Here is a 21,099-nt window from a genome sequence, read left to right as displayed (position 1 = left end):
ACCTCCTACTCTTTTTGAAAGAAAATAGTCGCGCTCAAAACCGTCCCTTTCCCTACTGCAGAATCAATGGACATTTCATCAGAATGTCGTTTAATATTAGGCAATCCCATACCAGCACCAAAGCCTAGCTCTCGTATTTCATCTGTCGCAGTGGAATATCCTTCCTGCATAGCAAGACCTATATCAGCTATTCCTGGCCCCCTGTCAATAGCCCACACCTCAAGTTTGTCTGTATAAACTACAAGGCGTATAACACCGCCGCCACCGTGGAGGACCAGGTTCATTTCCGATTCGTAAGCCACAATAGATGCCCTGCGGGCCACTATAGAGGGAATACCTAGCATTTTCATTGCTGCCTTGAATTGGGTAGATGCCTCGCCTATAGTGCTAAAGTCACGGCCTGCCACTACATATTCTTCAATATATGGTTCATTCACAACTTACACCTCTCTCGCCGGGATATTGCACGGCAACACTCCTTCTCTGAAAAGAACACCACAGGTCTCAAACATGCTACAGTGACTTAGTATCACTGGCATGCCTAATTGGGATGCCAGTTTGATAGCAGGCTCCTGGGGGCGCTTCCCCCGAACAAAGACCACTGCTGGAATATCAAGCATTTGGGCCGTTCGAATTATTTGGACATTCGTAAGCCCAGTAAGCAAAAGAGAACCTGGTCTCGCAAAGGCTAAGACGTCACTCATCAAATCTGCACCATAAGCATACTCTATCTCGATAGAATCGAGCAGTTCTTCGCCATATAGAACGTCTCCATTAATATGCTCTACCACTTCGCGGAGCTTCATCCTCAGACCCCCTAGTTAACCATTTCTTCTACTATACAACCGTCGCTTTATCCCTTCCTATCGCTTATATCCTATAATGTCACGCAATAACCCTTTCCGCGCTGCTATATGATCGTCACCTTCTACCCCTTTGGGAAGAAAGCCATCTATGACCCCCACAACTCCACGCCCCTGGTGAGACTCACAGATAACAACCTGAATGGGGTTAGCGGTTGCAGCAAAAACATGACATACTTCCTGACAGTTCTTGATACGATCCAGAACATTAATAGGATAACCATTTCTCAAAACTATTATAAAGGTATGCCCCGCACTCAATCTTTGAATGTTTTCTACGGCTATTTTCTTAAGGTCTTCTGCATTTCCGTCGTGCCGTATAAGACAGTCTCCAGAAGCTTCACAGAAAGCGATGCCAAACTGAAGGGAAGAAGACGCTGTGATAAGGGCTTCGTATAGGTCTTCAATGGTTTTAATAAAATGGCTTTGCCCTAGAATAATATTACAATCCTCTGGAAATTCCATTTGTTCAAGAACCCATTTTTTAATCTCAGCCATGAGTATCCTCCTTATTAATTATGGTCGGAGAGTTAATTATTTGCTTTTTTATAATACTACACGTTTTGTTCTACTGCTATTGGTCCAATGGCCTGAAAGTAGAAAATCTATAAGGCGGACAAACCCCTGCGCATGGGCAGGGGGCATCACTACATGGGCACGCTCCAGTATTTGCGGCACAGCATCACGGGGCGCCACCCTAAGATGGGCTATATCGAAAAGAGCCAAATCATTACAGTGGTCTCCTGCAGCCACAAGAATCTCAGGGCCTGGTTGAAGCTGATCCACGTAATGAGAAAGTGCTGCCCCCTTAGAAACGCCAAGAGGAACAACATCAAGAAAATTCTTTCCAGAACGCATTACGTCAACATGGTCATGCAATGTCTCTCCAATGCGCTCTTCCAATTGCAGAACCTCATGTTCGCTGCCATAAAAAATAATACGAAAAACCCGTTCGTCTACATGGGGAGTCTGCAAATTATCGTATACTGGCACGTCTGCTTCTGTCAAAAAAAGGCGGGTTTCCTTGTCTTTTTTTCTGCATATAGCCGCCTCATCTGTAAAGATCTGAAGCTCAAGAGGGGCACTCCAGCCCTCTGTCAGCACCATATCGACAGCACGAGAAGACAAAGCAGCTTCCCACAGGGACTTTCCCGTGAGAGGATCCATGAGACGGGCTCCGTCATATACTATGGCAGGAAGCCATGCTCCAATGGCTTTAATATGGTTCTTAGAAGTGGCAAGGATCCGACCTGTCGCTACCATAATTTCCCAGCCGTTCTCTCTGAGACGAGTACAGGCGGCCGCCACATCTGGATGAACCTCTTCTCCATGAGAAAGGGTGCCGTCTATGTCCGTTACAAGTATCCTTTTTTTCATATTAAATCCCTCTCTGTAATTATTACCATATATAAAAACAGGGTTGCGCCGGCAAGGGGCACAACCCTGAACAGTTCCTAACTTATTAATTCAACCTACTTGGTTGCTGCGGTCTTCTTGAGCTCTTGAATAACATCGTCAGTAATATCTATGCCCCCAAAGTAAACTGCGCTTTTCTCAATAACAACAGTAATCCCCTTGACCTTTGCCACAGTTCTTACTGCTATTTGAGATTCTTTGAAGAGAGGCTCCATTAAACGTTGCTCTTCCGTGGCAAGCTCTCTACGTTTCGTCTGGTAAATTTCCATTTTTTTGTTCTGATCTGTTTCTTTGTCTACGGCGGCCTTCATTTCGTTCTCTTTTGTCTGGCTGATCACCTTCAGCTGCTGGGTGACACTTTCAAATTTTGGGTGCTGGAAAACGATCTTCTGTGAGTCGATCACACCAATTTTTTCTTCAGCCATGGAACACCCTGCAACCATGACCACTGCCAAAACGGCAAGAGAAACTATAAAGACCAGTTTTTTCGAAACTATCATTCAATGACCTCCTCCAAGACGGGAAAAGTTACTCACCTTGGCAAATTGTAACGTTGAAAAAGCAAGAAGTCCAGGTGAAAATACTGATTCTGGATTCTATTTAATCAAACTAACCAGTTAAGCTGCCAAAACATGCCAGCTCTATATATTAGCGATAATAACGAAGGGATGTCGACCACGTTATAGCTTTTTTTACAGAGATGGAGTGTTCACTCAGTGTACAGGCTGCCCGCCGCAAAGTTGTGCCAGTAGTACTCACATCGTCTATCAAAACTACTGCTCGTACCTGCTGGCGGCCTCTTCTCACTCCCTTAAAAACAAGAGCATTCTCCGCCATTAACCGCCGTTCTATAGAACTATAAGAAGTCTGAAAGCCAGCCTTCGGATTCCAGACAAGCAACTCCACTACTGGCACTCGCCATTCCATGGCTATCCCTTTTGCTATGAGTTTCGCCTGATTCCACGGACGCCGGCTCTGTTTATGAAGAGGGATGGGCACAAGGGCATCACAGTCAACAGGTGGCAGGACCTTTGCCAGGGCTTGACCCATTACAACACCTAACTGACCATATCCCCTATACTTCAAACGGAGAACAAGATCCCTGCACGTATCGTGATGAGTGGATCCAGACATGAGAGTTAGATCTCCGCCTAGCTCACGTATTATGGGATTATGAATAAGATTTTCAAGACAGGAGAGACAACCTGTTGAAGCGATCCTTCCACAAACAGGACATTCTACAGGCCATAAAAAATGCTCTACCCACCTCTTGAGGTTTCTCCCCAGGCTAAGAATATTCAATGGGGCGCCGTAAAAGCATAAGGGCTCCTTCTTTGCGCTCAAAACCATACTGAGTGAGGAAAGGTTCAAGTTCACTCGTGTAGGTAATAATAAGGGGGATGGCACGAATCGCAGGATGGGTAAGAGCATAATTGATGAGTGCAGAACCGATGCCTTTCCCCTGAAAATCAGGATGGACCATTATATCCCACAAGGAGCCGCGAAAAATAAAATCTGTCAATATACGGCAAAAGGCTATCAGTTTCTCTTCATGCCGTACTGAAAAACACATAGTGGTTCCCTCAAGCATCCGCTCTATGTCCTCAAGAGAACGGCTTTTACCCCACAAGGTAAAACGATAGAGTTCTCTGAGCTCTGATGAAGTCACCGCCTTCTTGCTATCATAAAAAGCATAATCAAGCTTTGTTTTCATGAGATTCTGTCACCTTTGGAAAGGACATTCCGTGAACTATTTTTCTTAGATCACTCTTTCTTGCGTCAGCTGAAACCTGGAGCTGCACAACCTGACCAGTCCCGCATCTAGGGCAAATCCACATGGCACGGGCAATGCCATCTACGTCTGGGGTTCCCGCTAGAACTTTTGTTTCTCCACATATCTGACACGCCACAATAAGCATAAATTATTCCCCCTGTAACCTATCTCCCAAGGGCACTACTTCAAATTTTATTTTCACTGGCCCTTCAGTGTAAATATCTTCTGCCACAACTACAACAACTTCCACTTCCTGCCGAGTTTCCTGAAGTATTTCTACAGTCTCAAAGAAGTGTGTGGCATCCATAGCGCCAATTTTTCCACTTGCAGGATCAGGCATTATCCCCTCGGTCACAGCCCGTTGGTTTAACTCTGCGAGAAGGTCGTGTAAAAAAGACTCTGCATCAGCTGCATCAGCTGCATCAGGCTGCCATAGTCGGGAAGCGACCACTTTTCCTTTCTGATAGACAAGCTTGCTGTCATGGACCTCATATCTGACTCGGACATCTTCACCAAGCAAAGCATTTGAACCGGCCAGAATTCTTATAAATTTACGCTCTAAAGCATTGACACACTCTTGTATTTTAGTTCTTTCCACTTTCAAATCAACATCAAGAATAATAGTATCAGCAGATATGCCTGTTCGAAGGGACACCATAAGCTCGGCCCTCCGTCGCAGGCTCTCAAAAATGGCCTCCACCTCTTTTTGAGAACTTCCAGGTGGAACCACCTGCTGTCCAAGAAGCTCTCCGGCAAAAACGGCTATCCTGCCACTTCGCACCTGAACCAGACCTTCCCGAAGATGGTCGGCTTCCTGACGGAGACGGGATACTTCCTGGTCAAGCTTGACCTTCTCTTTTTTTAAGGAGTCTTTTTCTCCTTTCAAGCCAGTCAGCTCTTTTTGAGCCTTTTCGAGTTCAGGTTGAACCTTGGCAAGCTGACCCTGTATTTCGCGGAGCTTCTTTTCCTGTTCTTCCAGTTTACTTTGACTTTCCATCAGGCGAATTGACGCAAGCTGTGCTTCATCCCGACTTTCCTGCAGCTCTGCCGTAAGATTGATAATCTGACTCTGTAGAAACTTCATAGAGAAGAGAGCTGTCCGTACATTTTCTGATACAACTGACATGGTGAGCAATATCCCCACTGAAATAACCACTCCTGTGAAAGCAGTAATTATCTGACTTGTGTGGCGGGGACGCAAACCAAAAAGGGAAATGCGCTTTTTCCCTATACGCATCCCCACGCGGTCTCCAAAATAAGCTAAAATGGCGCTCACCATGAGAAGAGTAATGATGAGTTTCCAGTTCATATCAGACCATATCTGGGCCTGCACACTTCTTCCTCCATTTCAATAATGATAATAATCTGGTTGAGTATTTCAACGTCACCTCTTACAGTTGAAGTTGGAGCTAGTCTTTTTATAACATGAAATGGAGATCGCCACATAGGACAATCCTCATTTTCAGCAAAACTACAGAGATGGGATTGAAGCGGGAAACTGTCTGAGCAGGCTTTCAATCTCTAAAGCAGTAAATAAATGCCCCTCGTTCATTCCTGGACAAAGAGTCGCTGCGCGATCCCAGCTTTCCTTTGTTGCCAAAATAGAAGGCCAAAAAGGGAAAAGAGAACACTGTGAAGGTCTTACGGGATAAATTGAGCATCTTGCCCCTTCTCGGTTATAAAAAATACAGTCTCCTCCACACTTCTCTTTTAGGCTTAAAGGTCCCCATCGTCTTGTTTCATAACTATTCCTAAAAACTTCAACAGATAAATTCAGCCACGCTGCTATAATTATTTCTTCTTCTTCGGAAACCCAGATTGCGCCAGGTTCTCCTCTACAGCATCGACCACACCCCAAACAGGCAAAATGAAGGCCATCACTCCACCAAATCTGTGGATTATCCATCTTCCCCTAACGCGCTTTCTTTCGCCCTTTGCGGGAGGATGTCATGAGAATGCCACTTCGCCCAGTGGTCTTAAGCTTGTCTATTTCAGCCAGTGCCTTACCTGTTCCAAGGGCAACACTCTCCATGGGATCATCAGCGCAAAAACAGTTAATACCTGTCTGTTCCGTAATAAGCTCAGGAAGACCACGGAGGAGGGATCCACCGCCGGTTAAGACTATTCCACCATCTATAATATCAGCTGAAAGTTCTGGAGGCGTTATTTCAAGCACATTTCTGACGCCGTCAACAAGTGTCTGGATCATTTCCCCAATAGCCTGGCTTACCGCAGTACTGCTTATTTCTATCTGCCGAGGCAACCCCTGAACGAGATCTCTGCCTTTAAGAACCATGGACATTTCCTCATCCTGCTGGCCACAAGTACCAATCATAATTTTCAAATTTTCAGCTGTCTGTTCCCCTATGGCAAGGCTATAGTGTTTTCTAAGATAACGCATAATAGCTTCATCAAATTTATCCCCGCCAATGCGCAGGGATTTTGAAACTACGATGCCTCCTAAAGAAATAACAGCAATGTCACTTGTTCCCCCTCCGATATCTACGATCATTTTGCCTCTGGGTTCTTCCACGTTGAGGTTAGCGCCAATTGCGGCAGCCATAGGTTCTTCAATTAAGAAGGCAGACCTCGCTCCAACTTCTACTGCTGCTTCCAGCACCGCCCGTCTTTCAACATCTGTCGCCCCTGAAGGGACACAGATCATCACTCTATTTCTAAAGAAACGTCGAAAACCTTTATTGATCCTCTTCATAAAATACTGAAGCATGGCTTCTGTCATGGAATAATCCGCAATAACCCCGTCTCGAAGGGGTCGCACTGAAATAACATTTCCTGGTGTTCGTCCCACCATATTTTTGGCCTCGTTCCCAACTGCAAGAATTTTACCGTTTTCAAGGTCAATCGCTACAACAGACGGTTCTCGCAGCACTATACCCTTGTTTTTAACGTAAATAATGACTGTAGCTGTTCCCAGGTCTATGCCTATATCGCTTCCAAACACGAACGTAGCCTCCTTATCAGAAAAACATTCCCACTCTCAGGAAAATATTATATGTGTTTCTACGCAAAATCAGAAGGGATTAATACGTCTGTTATCTCCCTTTCTCGTATTTCCGGAATAGTAAGAAAGCAATGGGCATTATAGCAGACCTTCCAAAAATAAAGCCCATGGGCTGGAGCCGTCATTCCTGCATAAGTGCGATCCTTTTTTTCGTCATCAAGAAGTTCCTTTATCCACTCCGGATCATTTTTCCCTTTACCAACAAGATCAAGACTTCCAACTATTGATCGTACCATATTCATAAGAAAAGAATTGCCTCTCACTGTAATTACAGAAAGATGTCCGCTCCTTAGATATTTTATGCGTAAAATTGTGCGAACTGTATCTTCAGGGCACTCCTTGATCGGACAGAATGCTTTAAAATTATGGGTTCCCTCTAAGTATTCGCACGCCTTCTTTACTGCAGTTTTGTCCCATTGCCAACGATTCCACCACGCTCTTTGTGCCAGGTAGGGGGGGAAAGCTGGACCATGCCAAATATAATAGCGGTATTCCCGCCACAAGGCACAGAACCTCGCGCTAAAACTCTCTTCTACTGGGAAAACTCCCATTATACGCACAGTTTCAGGCAAATAGAAATTAATGGCGAGGACGAGTCTTCTTGGTTCCCAAAAGGAAGGTAGAGAGAAAGAAATAACTTGCCCTCTTGAATGGACTCCCCCATCAGTTCTGCCAGCTGCGACAATGGGGATAGAAGTTGCGCAAAGTTTGGACAAGGCTTCTTCCAGGCTTTGTTGGACACTGGCTACTCCTAGTTGCCTCTGCCACCCGCAAAAAGCTGTCCCATCGTAGGATACAACTGCTGCATAACGCATTAGAGAATTACCATACGATCAACATAGATAAGAAGGGATAAAGAGAAAACGAGAAGAAGCAAAGCTACAGTATCGCGCCTTTTCCAGAGAAGCGGATTTAGACGAGTACGCCCATTACCACCTCTGTAGCACCTGGCCTCCATGGCCGTGGCAAGATCCTCCGCCCTTTGAAAAACTATAACAAAAAGAGGAACAAGAACGGGGAGCATAGCGCGTAAACGCTGCCAGAGATTTCCTTTATCAAGGTTTGCTCCACGGGCTAACTGTGCCTTCATTATACGATCTGTTTCATCAAGAAGAGTGGGAATAAAACGAAGGGCTATGGTCATCATCATTGCCAGTTCGTGGGCAGGAAAACCCATAGGGGCCAAAGGTGAAAATAGTTTTTCTAACCCATCGGCCAACTCCATTGGGCTTGTTGTTAGAGTTAGAAAACTAGCAAAGAGGACAAGAAACAACAGTCGGAGGCCCATGTAGACACCCATTCGAAAACCCTCTTTTGTAACAGTAATAATGCCCCATTGAAAAATGGGTGTCCCCTTGGTAAAAAAAAGATGAATCACTGCTGTAAAAACGACAAGTATCACCACAGGCCGCGCAGAACGAAGAACAAGAGAAAGAGGCAGCCTGGATAAATAATTGATGAGCAGAAGCAAAAGCCCCCAAACACCGAAGGCTAGAGGGTGTTTTACAAGGAAAATCCCTGTCAAAAGAAATATAGTTCCTATAATTTTGCATCGAGGGTCAATAGCATGGATAATAGATTGAGCTGGAACGTATTGTCCAAAGGTGAGGTGATTCATAAACTTCATGACAATCTCACCTGCTTTTTCAAAGACTCAAAAAGGTCGTAATGACTCCATGTCAAGGGAACTGCCCAGCCCTTTTGCTCAAGACACATAGCTAGTTCAAGGACTTCTGGCATACGAAGGCCCCTTATTGCCCCACGGCTCAATTCCTCTATTATTTTGCCTGGAGCACCTTGCACTACTTCCCGCCCTCCTTCAAGCACCAAAATGGAGTCGCTGGACATAAGCGCTGTTTCAAGATCGTGAGTTACAAAGATAATGCCTCTCCCCTTCTTCTTCTGTTTTGACAGTAATTTAATAAGGTCCTTACGGCCAGTCGCATCAAGACCGGCTGTCGGCTCATCAAGAACCAGGTAAGCAGGTTCAGCGGCAAGAACAGAAGCCAGCGCAATTCGTCGTTTTTCTCCTCCTGATAGTTGAAATGGATTCCTGTCAAGAAAATCTAATGGGATACCTACCTCTAATAAGGTTTCATTAACTACTTTTTCCAAATCTTCTTCTGAGACACCCCAATTTCTTGGAGCAAAAGCTACTTCGTCAAAAACAGTTTCAGCAAATAGCTGCTGTTCCGGGTATTGAAAGACAAGGCCCACAAGTCGTCTGATCTTCCGCAAATCCTGGCTTTTGGGGCGAGAAACGAAGCCTTCCACGATAACCTCGCCTTTTTCAGGAACGATCAAAGCGTTAAGGTGTTGTGCCAAAGTAGATTTTCCACTACCGGTATGGCCAACTATGGAGAGCCATTGCCCCTTTTCTGTTGTTAGGTTAATCCCTTCTAAGGCCACTGTTTCAAGCGGCGTAGAAGGGTGATATGTATGGGTGAGATTTTTTATAATAATTGACATAAAGCCTTTTGTACTCCATCCACTGTTGCAGGCGTTTTTTCAGAGATCAGCCGCTCTGCAACCAGCATTTGCCATAATTCAATAAAAGGCGGACATTCCAAACCCCATTCATTGAGTTTTTCTGTGTGGCGAAAAAGTTCTGAAATGGTGCCATCCCATTGAACTTTCCCACTTTTTAAAACAAGCGCTCTATCACAATGAACTGTTTCTTCAAGGCGATGAGTAATGTAAATTATCGTTCTACCCTGAGCATGAAGTGTTTTTAACACGTCAAGCAGGTCTCGACGCCCTTGTGGATCAAGCATGGCTGTAGGTTCATCAAGCACAAGGCACGGAGGGTCTAAGGCTAATGCCCCCGCCACAGCCAATCGCTGTTTTTCACCGCCAGAAAGAGAATACGTTGGATTTTGCATCTTATGGGACAGCCCTGTCACAGAAAGAGCCCAGTCCACACGCTGTCGAATTTCGAGAGGAGAAAGTCCTATGTTTTCTGGTCCAAAGGCAGTATCGTCCTCCACGACAGTCCCTACTATCTGATTGTCGGGATTTTGAAAAACCATGGCCACGTGGCTTCGAATCGCCCATAGATTTTTCTCTTCACGAGTATCCATGCCATAAACAAAACAAGCGCCCTGCGAAGGAAGCAGCAGGGCGTTCAAATGTTTGGCAAGCGTTGATTTACCTGAACCATTGCTGCCCAATAGTGCCAGCCATTCCCCTTCCCTGACCTGAAAGCTCACCTGGTCAAGTGCAGAACTGTCCGCTTCAGGGTAGGAAAAACCTACACCCTGAAGCGTACAGACTATCTTTGGGGTCATTGCTATTCAACCAGCTCTATAATTGCCATAGGCGAGCCATCGCCGAGGCGGGGGCCGGTCTTAATTATTCTCGTGTAACCACCTGGGCGATTGGCATATCGTTTTGCCAAATCTTCAAATAGTTTTATAGAAGCTTCCTTATGCCCAAGACGAGCACGTATAATACGACGGTCGTGAACTGAGCCGCCCTTGGCCCTTGTAATAAATTTTTCGGCTACACGGCGAAGTTCCTTCGCCCGGGTCACCGTTGTGGTAAGGCTTCCTTCTATAAAAAGACTCGCTGCCAAATTTGAGAGCATCGCTCTGCGATGACTTCCATAACGGCCAAGCCTTCTATGATCCATACGGTGTCTCATGGAACTAGTCCTCCTTTACTGCTTTCTCTTCGCTTTTCTCTGTGCTGAGGCGAAGTCCCTGCTTCTCAAGTCTTTCCTCTATCTCACGGAGAGATATCTTTCCGAGGTTACGGATTTTAAGCAGGTCGTCCCGTGTACGCGTTAGAAGATCACCGATAGTGTGTATACCTCCGCGAAGAAGACAGTTCTCACTCCGTATGGAAAGCTCAAGCTCCCTCACAGGCCGAGAAAGAAGGTCATCTTCTTCTTTGGCAGCTTCTGCAGCCTCTGCCGCAGCCTCATCCGCTGAAAGAGCTGCCTCTTCTTCATCAATCCCCTCAAGAGGGTGTAACTTATCGACATCCTCTACGATAAACCCGAAGTATGAGCGGATAATCTTCGCCGCTTCTCCTACAGCAACATCCGGCGCAATAACGCCATTTGTAGTTACATCTAAAACGAGTCGTTCATAGTCAGTACGCTGTCCTACTCTGGCAGCTTCTACGTCGTAATGCACTTTCAGCACTGGAGAGTAAATCGCATCGATCAAAAGGGCATCCGCGGGAAGGTAAGCAGGTCGCGGTCGATCAATAGTGGCATACCCAACTCCCTGTTCTATATAAAGGTCCATCGATAATTGTGCTCCATCTTCCAGTACGCATACTGGCGCGTCAGGATCAATAAACTCAATTTCGCTATCGGGCTGAATATCTGCCGCAACAACCTGTTTGGGTCCTTCCGCTTCCAAGTGCAACACTTTAACATCCTTGCTGTATGAATGCACTGGGATGTGTTTAAGATTCAGCATCAGTTCGATTACGTCCTCACGCACACCGGGAATAGTACTGAACTCATGTAGAACGCCATCAACACGGACTGAAGTAATGGCTGCCCCCTTCACAGAGGAAAGCAACACGCGACGGAGAGCGTTACCCAGCGTTACACCATATCCTCTTTCAAGGGGCTCTACAATAACTTTCCCAAAGGTCGAGCTACACTCCTCAATTCGGATCTCAGGCCGCATTAGTTCCACTTTGTCCAACACCTTTCACGCCTACTATCTGGCATAGAACTCAACAACGAGCTGCTCGTTGACGGGAACATCTATCTGTTCGCGCATTGGTATGGAAAGCACTTTCGCTTCCATCCGCTCGCTATTAACCTCCAGCCATTCCGGAATCATTCTCGATGCCGCTACTTCTGCATTTTCGCGAATTATGGCGACTTCCTTGCTATTTTCAGCAACAGCTACAACCGCACCGGCACGAATTAAGTAGCTTGGCACGTCCACTTTACGCCCGTCTACTGTGAAATGGCCATGAAGCACCAACTGCCTAGCCTGGCTTCTGCTTGTAGCCAGCCCCATACGGTAAACAATGTTGTCAAGGCGACGCTCAAGCAACTGAAGAAAATTATGTCCTGTTACTCCAGACATTCTGGAAGCTTCGCCAAACATGCGTCGGAACTGGCCTTCATTCATACCATAAAAACGGCGCAATTTCTGTTTTTCACGAAGTCGAAGGCCATACTCGCTCATTTTAGCGCGAGGTCTGCCTCTCCTCTGTTTATTCTTAGTTTCTCCCCGTGTTATCGCGCATTTTTCTGTAAAGCAACGATCTCCTTTTAAAAAGAGTTTTACTCCTTCAGCCTTACAGAGACGGCATACGGGTCCTGTATATCTGCTCATTAGGTGTTTTTCGCCTCCTTATAGGGGTGAAATTAAACTCTGCGACGCTTCGGCGGCCTGCAGCCGTTGTGCGGAATAGGCGTCGCATCTTTGATCATGTTTACCTGGAGTCCCGCTGCCTGCAGTGAACGAATAGCAGATTCGCGGCCAGGTCCGGGCCCTTTAACAATTACGTCGATCTCCTTCACCCCGTGGTCCTGTGCAGTCTTGGCTGCCTGCTGAGCCGCAATTTGCGCTGCGAAGGGTGTAGATTTTCTAGTGCCTTTAAAACCTACATTACCGCCAGAAGCCCAGGATAGAATGTTTCCGCCTTTATCTGTGATGCTCACAATAGTGTTATTAAAGGTAGAAAAAATGTGAGCGACCCCATAGTTTACATTCTTTTTTTCTCTTTTTTTTCCTCTACGCTGTGTACGTTTGGCCACGTCCGTCAGCCTCCTTGATGTTCAATCTTTGCTTCTTACTTCCCGGCCTGTTTCTTCCCAGCTACGGTACGGCGTGGCCCTTTCCGTGTACGAGCGTTCGTTTTGGTCTTTTGACCACGAACAGGAAGCCCCAGCCTATGACGAAGTCCTCTGTAGCAACCAATATCCATTAACCGCTTAATATTCATGGTTACTTCGCGGCGCAGGTCTCCCTCTACCTTGTAATGCTCCTGTATTTCTTTACGTATTCTCTGAGCTTCTTCTTCTGTGAGATCCTTTACTCGCGTATCAGGATTAATACCCGTAGCAGCCAGAATCAAATGAGATGTAGGAAGTCCAATTCCATAAATATATGTAAGCGCTATTTCAACCCGCTTTTCGCGCGGTAGATCTACACCAGCAATTCGGGCCATGTGCTCGTTACCTCCTTGCACCCTGTCTCTGTTTGTGGCGCGGATTTTTGCTGCAAATGATCCGGACCACTCCTTTTCGCCGTATTACACGGCAATGCTCGCATATCGGTTTAACCGATGGTTTGACTTTCATTTCTTCCACGCTCCTCCGAGAAAACCTTTACCCGATTTTTATCGACGTTCCGGGTATCTCTCGACCTATCTATTTAATGCTTTTACCAGCCGCGGTTAAGCATAAGGGCAGAACACAAGTTATTTATATCTATACACTATTCGTCCTCGTGTCAAGTCATAAGGTGAAATTTCTACGAGAACTTTGTCTCCTGGCAGAATTCGAATAAAGTGCATCCTCATTTTTCCTGAAACATGAGCTAAAATCTTGTGCCCATTTTCCAATTCCACCCTAAACATGGCATTCGGAAGCGGTTCTATGACTGTTCCCCTAACTTCAATGACATCGTCCTTATTCGCCATACGGTTTTGTCAACCTCCCTGCTTCTGACTACTGTTCATTTTTCCCTTACATGGGATAAAAGATACTGTAAGCGTCCTTTGTCCAATTCTTCTCCTCGGGCGATCCTCTGTGCAACTTCTTCAATAACCCATCGTGTTCCTTGAAGGTGTAAAGGATTCTTGGCTTTCGGTTTGGACACCGGAAATTTATCGCCATCTGAAACAAATATTCTGTTATCTTCAGGTTGGATCTTTACGACCACATACCATTTCCCAGCATCTTTCCCTTTCCTTGATAGCACTACCTGACCTATTTGAAACAGACTTCCTCCGATCAGGCCCATTTCCAAGGAGTAAGTACCTCAGCCCCATCTTTTGTGATGAGAACGGATCTTTCAAAATGAGCAGCGTCAGAACCATCGGCAGTAAGAACTACCCATCGATCTGAACCTACAATTGTATCTTCTGCTCCCGACATTACCATAGGCTCTATTGCTATAGTCATACCAGCCTTAAGTGTCACTCCTCTGCCTGGATGTCCAAAATTTGGCACTTGCGGCGGTTCGTGCAAGTGCATTCCTAAACCATGTCCCGTATAATCCCGCACCAGACCAAATCCATTCCCGATAACATAAGACTCTACAGCATGTCCTATATCACCAATGGTATTACCATCTTTTGCTTCTGCTATAGCTCTATTCAGGCTTTCAAGGGTCACATCGATGAGCCTCTGTCTCTCGCGGCTTATTCTACCTACCGGGTAGGTGCAGGCTGCATCGCCATAATATCCGCCATAACAGGTTCCTACATCGATACTGATAATATCTCCTTCTTCAAGATAACGGTCTTGAGAAGGAATGCCATGAACTATCTCATTATTTATAGATGCGCACACAGCTCCAGGGAAAGCAATAGGTATTCCTGGAACGCGATATCCCTTGAAAGCCGGAGTGGCACCCTCCCTTGAAATAAGATCTTCAGCGGCTTTATCTATATAAGCCGTCGTAATGCCGGGCCTAACTATCTCTGCGATAAGGTCAAGTACATCTGCTACGATCTGTCCAGCCTTTCGCATATATTGAAGATCCTTTTCCTTCTTCAAGGTAATCATTCAGCTACCTTCTCTTGAACCAATGCTTCTATTTCTGCCATTACACTTGAGCTGGACGTTCCGGCATTCACCTTTCTCAGAAGCCCCTTCTCGTCGTAATAAGAGATAAGTGGAGCTGTCTGGTCATGATAAACTTTGAGACGACTTCTAATAACTGTTTCTTTATCGTCATCCCGCTGGAAAAGTTCCCCTCCGCATTTCTCACAGCGCATCCCCTGTGAAGACGGTTTAAATGTAACATGGTAAATCTCTCCACATTGGCGGCACATACGACGTCCACAGAGCCTTTTTACAACCACTTCGTCATCCACGTCAAGTAATATAACAGCATCAAGAGAGAGATTCATTGTTGCAAGCAATTGATCTAGAGCTTCTGCCTGGGGGACGGTTCGCGGAAATCCATCAAGGAGAAAACCCTTTTCACAGTCTTTCTCTTTCAAGCGCTCTCCCATCATTCCAACGATAATCTCATCCGGCACAAGTTTTCCTCCATTCATGAATTCTTGTGCCTGGCAACCAAGCTTTGTCTTTTCCTTGACATTTTGACGAAGTATATCCCCAGTAGAGATATGAGCAACTTTGTATTTTGTTTTGATTTCTGCCGCCTGAGTTCCTTTGCCCGCCCCAGGTGGCCCTAACAATATAACTCGCATTTTCTCTTCCCCCTCCTTAGAATCGGAGGAAGCCTCCGCCTTTGGAATCACGGCGTTTCAAAATACCTTCATAGTGCCGCATCAGAAGCTGACCTTCGATCTGATGTACGGTGTCTAATGCTACACCTACAACGATAAGAACAGCAGTCCCTCCAAAGTAAAAGCTCGTAATCCCCATGAGATTTGTCATTAATGTGGGAAGAAGAGCGATAATGGCGAGAAATACTGCTCCGCCCAGCGTAATTCTTGACATAACCTTCTCAATAAATTCCGACGTAGGACGTCCAGGACGTATCCCCAAAATGAATCCGCCGTACTTCTTCATATTATTGGCGATGTCAGCAGGATTAAAAACTACTGCCGTGTAAAAGTATGCAAAGAAAATTATAAGCGAAATGTAAAGAACTATGTATACGACACTGCCCGGTTCAAACATTTTTTGTACCATTGTCGCAATATTGCCAGTAAAGAAACGGGCAATGGAATAAGGGAAAAGAAGAACTGACGATGCGAAAATTATTGGCATAACGCCAGCCTGATTCACCTTTAAAGGAATAAAGGTGCTCTGCCCCCCGTAGACCTTGTTCCCGACAACACGCTTTGCATACTGCACTGGCAGTCGTCGCTGACCTTCCTGAAGCAAAATACATCCTGCAATAACAACAAACATGAGTCCTATAGCAAGGATGAGTACAAGAATATTCATTTCGCCAAGACGCAGCATCTGCCAGCTTCTGAGAATAGCCTCTGGAATACGAGCAACTATACCTGCAAAAATAAGCAAAGAAATGCCGTTGCCTATTCCATGATCCGTAATTTCTTCACCCAACCACATAACAGTAACAGCACCAGCAGTTACTGTTAAAACAACGATCAATCCGGCAAAAAGGCCGCCACTGAAAATACCAAGTCGTCCTAGCCAAAAAGTCATGCCAACCGCCTGAATGCCGGCAAAAAGAATTGTACCCCAACGAGTAAACTGTATTATCTTCTTTCGTCCATCTTCGCTTTCTTTCTGCATCTTTTCAAGTGCAGGGAAAACAACTACAAGAAGCTGAAAAACGATGCTCGAGTTAATGTAGGGGGTAACGCCGAGGGCGAAAATGCCAAATCGCCTCAGCGCACCACCTGCAAATATATCAAGGAACCCGAGCACACCAGCGCCCTGCTCAAATAATCGCGCCATTGCAGCAGTATCAATACCCGGCGTGGGAATATGGGCGCCGAGACGGAAAATAAAAAGAACTCCAAGCGTAAATAGTATCCGTCTTTTTAGATCTGGCAGCTTAAAGGCATCCCTGAAAGAATCAAGCACTTATATCACCTCAGCCTTCCCCCCCGCAGCTACAATTTTTTCAGCTGCTTGGGCACTGAAGGCCTGGGCTTTAATCGTCAGGCCCTGGGAAATTTCTCCTCTCGCGAGAATTTTTACAGGAGTCGTCAAGTTTTGAATAAGACCCGCCTTGTAGAACTCCTCAACTCCCACAACTGAGCCATTTTCAAAACGATCAGCTATCTCCTCAAGATTGATTATCTGATAGTTTTTAGCAAACCGTGCATTATTAAATCCACGCTTAGGAACTCGACGTGTAATGGGCATCTGACCGCCTTCGAAACCAGGGCGTACTCCGCCTCCGGCTCTTGACTTCTGGCCTTTATTTCCTTTTCCAGCTGTTTTGCCAGTGCCGCTGCCATGCCCCTGTCCCAAGCGCTTTGCTTTACGCCGTGAACCACTTGCAGGTCGAAGATCATGTAAATTCATGGTGTGCCCCTCCTAGTCTTCAACAACAGTCCACTCTACAAGGTGGTGGACTTGGTTAATCATACCGCGAATTTGGGGGACATCCTCGTACTCTACTGTCTGGTGCAGTTTTCTGAGTCCGAGAGCTTTAATAGTCTTCTTGTGACGAGCCTGCTGTCCAATCGCACTTCTAACCCATGTTATGCGAAGTTTAGCCATAGAACCGACCCCTCCTTATTCTGCCTCTATCTGAGCGGTTTCTAGCCCTCTCAGACGCATAATTTCGTCGGGCGTCCTCATCTCGCGCAAAGCTTCAAGCGTTGCCCACGCAATATTGACAGGATTGGCAGTTCTCCCAATAACTTTGGTCAGCACATCTTTCACGCCGCCGAGCTCCATAATTGCCCGGACAACTCCGCCTGCGATAACTCCCGTACCGGGAGCAGCCGGCTTTAAAAGAACATGAGCCGCACCAAAGTGCCCATCAATCGGATGAGGGATCGTTGTTCCAACTTTTTTTAATTCCTGAAGATTTTTTGTCGCTTTATCTATGCCTTTCCTAACGGCTTCAGAAATTTCCTTCGCTTTGCCCATCCCAACGCCAACATACTGTTCGCCGTCACCTACAACAACAAGTACACTGAATTTAAAGCGTTTTCCGCCCTTTACGACCTTGCTTACTCTGTTGATGGCAACTACGCGTTCGCTGAGCTCTAAGCCTTTAGCGTCAACACGTTTCATGGTCATCCTCGGTCCTCCCTTTTAAAACTTCAGGCCTGCTTCACGGGCCGCATCTGCAAGGGCTTTGACCTTTCCGTGGTACATATGTCCCCCACGGTCAAATACCACTGTCGAAATCCCTTTTTCAAGGGCGCGTTCCGCAACAAGCTTGCCTACGGCTACAGCCGCTCCGATATTGCAGGTTCCTGCCGAAAGGGTGTCCCTGAGGCTTTTGTCGAGAGTAGAAGCCGAGACAAGGGTATGCCCTGCCATATCATCAACAATCTGAACGTAAATATGGCTTAGACTGTGATAAACGGCCATTCTTGGACGCTCCGGTGTTCCGGAAACATTTTTCCTGAGTCTCCGGTGCCGGATGATACGCATATCATTTCTGCTTTTCGTTTTCATCAACGTCACCTCAGGTTACTTGGCACTGGCTTTGCCGGCCTTACGGATAATATATTCACCAGCATAGCGGATACCTTTCCCTTTATAGGGCTCTGGGCTTCTGAACTCACGAATGATCGCCGCTACCTGACCTACAAGCTGTCGATCGATACCCTTAACTGAAATCTTTATCGGACTTTCAGTCGCAATTTCTACACCTTTCGGTGGCTCATATTCGATAGGGTTTGAATACCCGACATTAAGAATTAGCTTGCTCCCCTGCATTTGAGCACGGTAACCAACTCCAACGATTTCAAGGTTTTTTACAAAGCCCTCGGTAACACCTGTTACCATATTGGCAATAAGGGCTCGCACCATTCCATGAAAGGCCCTCGTCTGTTTCTCGTCATTTTCTCGTTCAACTACGATACCACTATCTTCAACAGAAACAGTGATACCTGGCACAAGATCCGAACACAGCTCGCCTTTTGGCCCCTTCACAATAACCTTGTCGTCTTTTATTGTGACCGTAGCTCCCTTGGCGAGGGGAATTGGTTTACGTCCTATGCGTGACATAAAATCTCCCTCCCTCGCTTACCAAACGTAGCAAACAACCTCGCCGCCAAGACCTAGCTGAGAAGCCTCAGTGTCGGTCTTTAAGCCCTGGGAAGTGGAAATAACTGCTATTCCAAGTCCACCCATGACTTTCGGGAGATTATCTTTGCCAACATAGATCCTTCGCCCCGGTTTGCTGATTCTGCGAAGTCCCTGAATAACCCGCTCCTTATTGGGACCGTAGTTCAAGAAAACACGCACTACAGCGTAAGGCTTTTTAGGATCGTTGATTACCTTATAATTTCGGATATATCCCTCTTCTTTAAGAATTTTAGCAATGCTAAGCTTTACATTGCTGTGAGGGACATCTACGCTTTCGTGGTAAACCACGTTGGCGTTCCGTATCCTTGTCAGCATATCAGCTATTGGATCGGTTACGTACATTCCTGTGACCCCCTTATGTTCACTCTCGCCTACCAGCTAGACTTAACGACACCGGGGATCTTCCCCTCCCGTGCCAGTTTGCGGAAGCAGCAGCGGCACATATCGAACGCACGCATATAAGAGTGAACACGTCCGCAAAGCGGGCATCTGTTATACTTCCGCACCTTAAACTTTGGGGGCTGTTTAGCTTTGTATTCCATTGCTTTACGAGCCATTTCTCTTTCCCCCTTATCTTTAACGGCTGCTGAAAGGCATGCCGAGCTCTTTCAGCAGGGCAAACGCCTCTTCATCCGTTTTCGCGGTTGTTACGATAGACACATTCATTCCGCGAGTTCGAATAACATCGTCGTAGTCAACTTCCGGGAAGATAAGCTGTTCCCTCAACCCGAGGTTGTAATTGCCTCGTCCATCAAAACCTTTACGAGAAACACCCTGAAAGTCCTTAATGGTCGGCAATGCCAATGAGATAAGGCGATCTAAAAACTCCCACATCCGGGCTCCCCGGAGTGTTACCTTACATCCTACTGGCATACCCTGTCGAAGTTTAAATCCAGCAATGGACTTCTTCGCCCTTTTCATAAGGGGCTGCTGGCCAGTTATTGCACGAAGTTCAGCTATTGCGGAGTCCATATACTTCGTGTCGGTCTTAGCTTCGCCAACACCTACATTGACTACAACTTTGACTATACGTGGAACCTCCATCACATTGGAGTAACTAAACTCCTCCTTCAAATGAGGCACCACTTCGTTCTTATATTTATCAATAAAACGAGGATTCATCGTCGTGCCTCCTTATACCTTATCCACAATTTCGCCGCATTCTTTACAAACTCTTACCTTCTGCCCGCTTTCCAAGTAGGCACGGCCAACACGCGTAGCTTTTCCACAGGCTGGGCAAACAAGCATAACCTTTGCGGCGTAAAGAGGAGCTTCCTGTTTCACAATTCCAGCCTGGGGATTCTTTTGAGAAGGTTTTACATGGCGAGTAACCATATTAACTCCTTCTACAACAACTTTCCCTTCTTTAGGAATATTACGAAGGACCTTCCCTTCCTTTCCCTTGTCTTTGCCGGAAATGACTTTTACAAAGTCTCCTTTTTTCACTCTTATCTTGCTCATTATGGCACTGCCCCCTTAGACAACTTCAGGAGCCAGAGACAGTATTCTCATATACTTCTTGGCTCGGAGCTCTCTTCCAACAGGGCCAAAGATACGCGTCCCTTTAGGATCTCCATTGTTGTCAATTATTACAGCTGCGTTATCGTCAAAACGGACATAAGAACCGTCAGAACGGCGCAACTCCTTCTTAGTACGGACAATGACAGCTTTCACAACAGAACCCTTGGCGATATTGCTATTTGGGATAGCTTCTTTGACGGAAGCAACAATAACGTCTCCGATGGTTCCATAGCGCCGTCCGCTTCCGCCTAGAACCTGAATACACATCAGGCTTTTCGCACCAGAGTTATCTGCTACATTAAGAACTGTTCTAAGCTGAATCATGACCTATTCCTCCTCGGCCAATTCGTCAGCGGCTCTATCAAATACTGGAGCTCTTTGAATTACCTTCTCAAGAATCCAGCACTTTCTGCGACTCACAGGTCGAGTTTCAGCGATACTCACTAAATCCCCAATACGGCATGTGTTTTCTGGGTCATGAGCCATATATTTTGTAGCCTTGACTATTCTTTTCCCATAAAGAGGATGAATGTCATGGCGAATTACACGGACAACAATAGTCTTGTCCATCTTTTCGCTGACAACGGTGCCGACCCGTCTTTTACGATGGGGAGTACGTGCCTCCATCAGT

37 protein-coding genes are annotated in these 21,099 nt (G+C 46.1%); all 37 read right to left on the bottom strand.

The window, feature by feature from the left end; translation table 11 throughout:
• Positions 1-5: 5 nt before the first annotated feature.
• Positions 6-437 (bottom strand): ATP-binding protein, encoded by a 432-nt coding sequence (locus tag AMICO_RS03380; RefSeq protein ID WP_013048074.1) that lies wholly within the window; start codon positions 435-437, stop codon positions 6-8.
• A gap of 3 nt (positions 438-440) precedes the next feature.
• Positions 441-806: a DRTGG domain-containing protein gene (locus AMICO_RS03375; protein ID WP_013048073.1), complete on the bottom strand. Its 366-nt coding sequence runs from the start codon at positions 804-806 to the stop codon at positions 441-443.
• Positions 807-863: 57 nt separating this feature from the next.
• Positions 864-1,361 carry an adenosine-specific kinase gene (locus AMICO_RS03370; RefSeq protein ID WP_013048072.1) on the bottom strand — a complete coding sequence of 166 codons (498 nt, stop codon included), beginning with the start codon at positions 1,359-1,361 and terminating at the stop codon, positions 864-866.
• A 48-nt stretch (positions 1,362-1,409) separates the two neighbouring features.
• A complete protein-coding gene (locus AMICO_RS03365; RefSeq protein WP_013048071.1) occupies positions 1,410-2,240 on the bottom strand; it encodes an HAD-IIB family hydrolase in 831 nt (276 codons plus the stop codon).
• A 95-nt stretch (positions 2,241-2,335) separates the two neighbouring features.
• Positions 2,336-2,779, bottom strand: a complete 444-nt coding sequence (locus AMICO_RS03360) for an OmpH/Skp family outer membrane protein (protein WP_013048070.1) — start codon at positions 2,777-2,779, stop codon at positions 2,336-2,338.
• A gap of 148 nt (positions 2,780-2,927) precedes the next feature.
• On the bottom strand, positions 2,928-3,413 hold the full coding sequence (locus tag AMICO_RS03355; RefSeq protein WP_148211315.1) for a ComF family protein: 486 nt from the start codon (positions 3,411-3,413) through the stop codon (positions 2,928-2,930).
• Positions 3,414-3,567: 154 nt separating this feature from the next.
• A complete protein-coding gene (locus AMICO_RS03350) occupies positions 3,568-3,993 on the bottom strand; it encodes a GNAT family N-acetyltransferase (RefSeq protein ID WP_013048068.1) in 426 nt (141 codons plus the stop codon).
• Positions 3,977-4,198 carry a hypothetical protein gene (locus AMICO_RS03345; RefSeq protein WP_013048067.1) on the bottom strand — a complete coding sequence of 74 codons (222 nt, stop codon included), beginning with the start codon at positions 4,196-4,198 and terminating at the stop codon, positions 3,977-3,979. Before AMICO_RS03345 ends, AMICO_RS03350 begins: the two co-directional genes overlap by 17 nt.
• Positions 4,199-4,201: 3 nt before the next feature.
• On the bottom strand, positions 4,202-5,386 hold the full coding sequence (locus tag AMICO_RS03340) for a DUF3084 family protein (protein WP_013048066.1): 1,185 nt from the start codon (positions 5,384-5,386) through the stop codon (positions 4,202-4,204).
• A 138-nt stretch (positions 5,387-5,524) separates the two neighbouring features.
• A complete protein-coding gene (locus AMICO_RS03335; RefSeq protein ID WP_013048064.1) occupies positions 5,525-5,959 on the bottom strand; it encodes a YkgJ family cysteine cluster protein in 435 nt (144 codons plus the stop codon).
• Between the two features lie 6 nt (positions 5,960-5,965).
• Positions 5,966-7,015, bottom strand: coding sequence for a rod shape-determining protein (gene mreB, locus AMICO_RS03330; RefSeq protein WP_013048063.1), 1,050 nt, complete (start codon positions 7,013-7,015; stop codon positions 5,966-5,968).
• A 59-nt stretch (positions 7,016-7,074) separates the two neighbouring features.
• Entirely contained in the window at positions 7,075-7,890 is an 816-nt protein-coding gene (truA, locus tag AMICO_RS03325; protein WP_013048062.1) for a tRNA pseudouridine(38-40) synthase TruA, read from the bottom strand.
• Positions 7,890-8,702 carry an energy-coupling factor transporter transmembrane component T family protein gene (locus AMICO_RS03320; RefSeq protein WP_013048061.1) on the bottom strand — a complete coding sequence of 271 codons (813 nt, stop codon included), beginning with the start codon at positions 8,700-8,702 and terminating at the stop codon, positions 7,890-7,892. The genes truA and AMICO_RS03320 overlap by 1 nt, the downstream gene beginning before the upstream one ends.
• Positions 8,699-9,544, bottom strand: coding sequence for an ATP-binding cassette domain-containing protein (locus AMICO_RS03315; protein WP_013048060.1), 846 nt, complete (start codon positions 9,542-9,544; stop codon positions 8,699-8,701). Before AMICO_RS03315 ends, AMICO_RS03320 begins: the two co-directional genes overlap by 4 nt.
• On the bottom strand, positions 9,529-10,362 hold the full coding sequence (locus tag AMICO_RS03310) for an energy-coupling factor transporter ATPase (RefSeq protein ID WP_013048059.1): 834 nt from the start codon (positions 10,360-10,362) through the stop codon (positions 9,529-9,531). The genes AMICO_RS03315 and AMICO_RS03310 overlap by 16 nt, the downstream gene beginning before the upstream one ends.
• Positions 10,363-10,364: 2 nt before the next feature.
• Positions 10,365-10,718 (bottom strand): 50S ribosomal protein L17, encoded by a 354-nt coding sequence (gene rplQ, locus AMICO_RS03305; protein WP_013048058.1) that lies wholly within the window; start codon positions 10,716-10,718, stop codon positions 10,365-10,367.
• A 4-nt stretch (positions 10,719-10,722) separates the two neighbouring features.
• On the bottom strand, positions 10,723-11,742 hold the full coding sequence (locus tag AMICO_RS03300; protein WP_013048057.1) for a DNA-directed RNA polymerase subunit alpha: 1,020 nt from the start codon (positions 11,740-11,742) through the stop codon (positions 10,723-10,725).
• Between the two features lie 12 nt (positions 11,743-11,754).
• Complete coding sequence (gene rpsD, locus AMICO_RS03295) at positions 11,755-12,384, bottom strand: 30S ribosomal protein S4 (protein WP_013048056.1); 630 nt, start codon at positions 12,382-12,384, stop codon at positions 11,755-11,757.
• A gap of 32 nt (positions 12,385-12,416) precedes the next feature.
• Complete coding sequence (rpsK, locus tag AMICO_RS03290; RefSeq protein ID WP_013048055.1) at positions 12,417-12,809, bottom strand: 30S ribosomal protein S11; 393 nt, start codon at positions 12,807-12,809, stop codon at positions 12,417-12,419.
• Between the two features lie 35 nt (positions 12,810-12,844).
• A complete protein-coding gene (gene rpsM, locus AMICO_RS03285; protein WP_013048054.1) occupies positions 12,845-13,222 on the bottom strand; it encodes a 30S ribosomal protein S13 in 378 nt (125 codons plus the stop codon).
• A gap of 7 nt (positions 13,223-13,229) precedes the next feature.
• A complete protein-coding gene (gene rpmJ, locus AMICO_RS10030; RefSeq protein WP_013048053.1) occupies positions 13,230-13,355 on the bottom strand; it encodes a 50S ribosomal protein L36 in 126 nt (41 codons plus the stop codon).
• Between the two features lie 119 nt (positions 13,356-13,474).
• On the bottom strand, positions 13,475-13,696 hold the full coding sequence (gene infA / locus AMICO_RS03280) for a translation initiation factor IF-1 (RefSeq protein WP_013048052.1): 222 nt from the start codon (positions 13,694-13,696) through the stop codon (positions 13,475-13,477).
• A 35-nt stretch (positions 13,697-13,731) separates the two neighbouring features.
• Positions 13,732-14,019, bottom strand: a complete 288-nt coding sequence (locus AMICO_RS03275; protein WP_041459519.1) for a KOW domain-containing RNA-binding protein — start codon at positions 14,017-14,019, stop codon at positions 13,732-13,734.
• On the bottom strand, positions 14,010-14,786 hold the full coding sequence (gene map / locus AMICO_RS03270) for a type I methionyl aminopeptidase (RefSeq protein WP_013048050.1): 777 nt from the start codon (positions 14,784-14,786) through the stop codon (positions 14,010-14,012). The genes AMICO_RS03275 and map overlap by 10 nt, the downstream gene beginning before the upstream one ends.
• Complete coding sequence (locus AMICO_RS03265) at positions 14,783-15,439, bottom strand: adenylate kinase (protein ID WP_013048049.1); 657 nt, start codon at positions 15,437-15,439, stop codon at positions 14,783-14,785. Before AMICO_RS03265 ends, map begins: the two co-directional genes overlap by 4 nt.
• A gap of 16 nt (positions 15,440-15,455) precedes the next feature.
• Positions 15,456-16,754 (bottom strand): preprotein translocase subunit SecY, encoded by a 1,299-nt coding sequence (gene secY, locus AMICO_RS03260; RefSeq protein ID WP_013048048.1) that lies wholly within the window; start codon positions 16,752-16,754, stop codon positions 15,456-15,458.
• Positions 16,755-17,201 (bottom strand): 50S ribosomal protein L15, encoded by a 447-nt coding sequence (gene rplO / locus AMICO_RS03255; RefSeq protein ID WP_013048047.1) that lies wholly within the window; start codon positions 17,199-17,201, stop codon positions 16,755-16,757.
• A gap of 12 nt (positions 17,202-17,213) precedes the next feature.
• The gene (gene rpmD, locus AMICO_RS03250; RefSeq protein ID WP_013048046.1) at positions 17,214-17,399 is read right to left on the bottom strand and encodes a 50S ribosomal protein L30; all 186 of its coding nucleotides are present in this window, start codon (positions 17,397-17,399) and stop codon (positions 17,214-17,216) included.
• A gap of 15 nt (positions 17,400-17,414) precedes the next feature.
• A complete protein-coding gene (gene rpsE / locus AMICO_RS03245; RefSeq protein ID WP_013048045.1) occupies positions 17,415-17,927 on the bottom strand; it encodes a 30S ribosomal protein S5 in 513 nt (170 codons plus the stop codon).
• A gap of 15 nt (positions 17,928-17,942) precedes the next feature.
• Positions 17,943-18,311, bottom strand: coding sequence for a 50S ribosomal protein L18 (rplR, locus tag AMICO_RS03240; RefSeq protein WP_013048044.1), 369 nt, complete (start codon positions 18,309-18,311; stop codon positions 17,943-17,945).
• A gap of 15 nt (positions 18,312-18,326) precedes the next feature.
• The gene (gene rplF / locus AMICO_RS03235; RefSeq protein ID WP_013048043.1) at positions 18,327-18,866 is read right to left on the bottom strand and encodes a 50S ribosomal protein L6; all 540 of its coding nucleotides are present in this window, start codon (positions 18,864-18,866) and stop codon (positions 18,327-18,329) included.
• Between the two features lie 18 nt (positions 18,867-18,884).
• Entirely contained in the window at positions 18,885-19,289 is a 405-nt protein-coding gene (gene rpsH, locus AMICO_RS03230; RefSeq protein ID WP_013048042.1) for a 30S ribosomal protein S8, read from the bottom strand.
• 29 nt (positions 19,290-19,318) lie between these two features.
• A complete protein-coding gene (locus AMICO_RS03225; RefSeq protein WP_013048041.1) occupies positions 19,319-19,504 on the bottom strand; it encodes a type Z 30S ribosomal protein S14 in 186 nt (61 codons plus the stop codon).
• Between the two features lie 19 nt (positions 19,505-19,523).
• A complete protein-coding gene (rplE, locus tag AMICO_RS03220) occupies positions 19,524-20,069 on the bottom strand; it encodes a 50S ribosomal protein L5 (RefSeq protein ID WP_013048040.1) in 546 nt (181 codons plus the stop codon).
• A 12-nt stretch (positions 20,070-20,081) separates the two neighbouring features.
• Positions 20,082-20,408 (bottom strand): 50S ribosomal protein L24, encoded by a 327-nt coding sequence (rplX, locus tag AMICO_RS03215; RefSeq protein WP_013048039.1) that lies wholly within the window; start codon positions 20,406-20,408, stop codon positions 20,082-20,084.
• Between the two features lie 15 nt (positions 20,409-20,423).
• Entirely contained in the window at positions 20,424-20,792 is a 369-nt protein-coding gene (gene rplN, locus AMICO_RS03210; RefSeq protein ID WP_013048038.1) for a 50S ribosomal protein L14, read from the bottom strand.
• Positions 20,793-20,795: 3 nt separating this feature from the next.
• Positions 20,796-21,095, bottom strand: coding sequence for a 30S ribosomal protein S17 (gene rpsQ / locus AMICO_RS03205; protein ID WP_013048037.1), 300 nt, complete (start codon positions 21,093-21,095; stop codon positions 20,796-20,798).
• Between the last annotated feature and the right edge of the window lie 4 nt (positions 21,096-21,099).

Source organism: Aminobacterium colombiense DSM 12261 (genome assembly GCF_000025885.1).
Lineage (GTDB): Bacteria > Synergistota > Synergistia > Synergistales > Aminobacteriaceae > Aminobacterium > Aminobacterium colombiense.
Note: the sequence above shows the minus strand (reverse complement) of the source record. Positions and strands in the feature narration are given on the sequence as shown.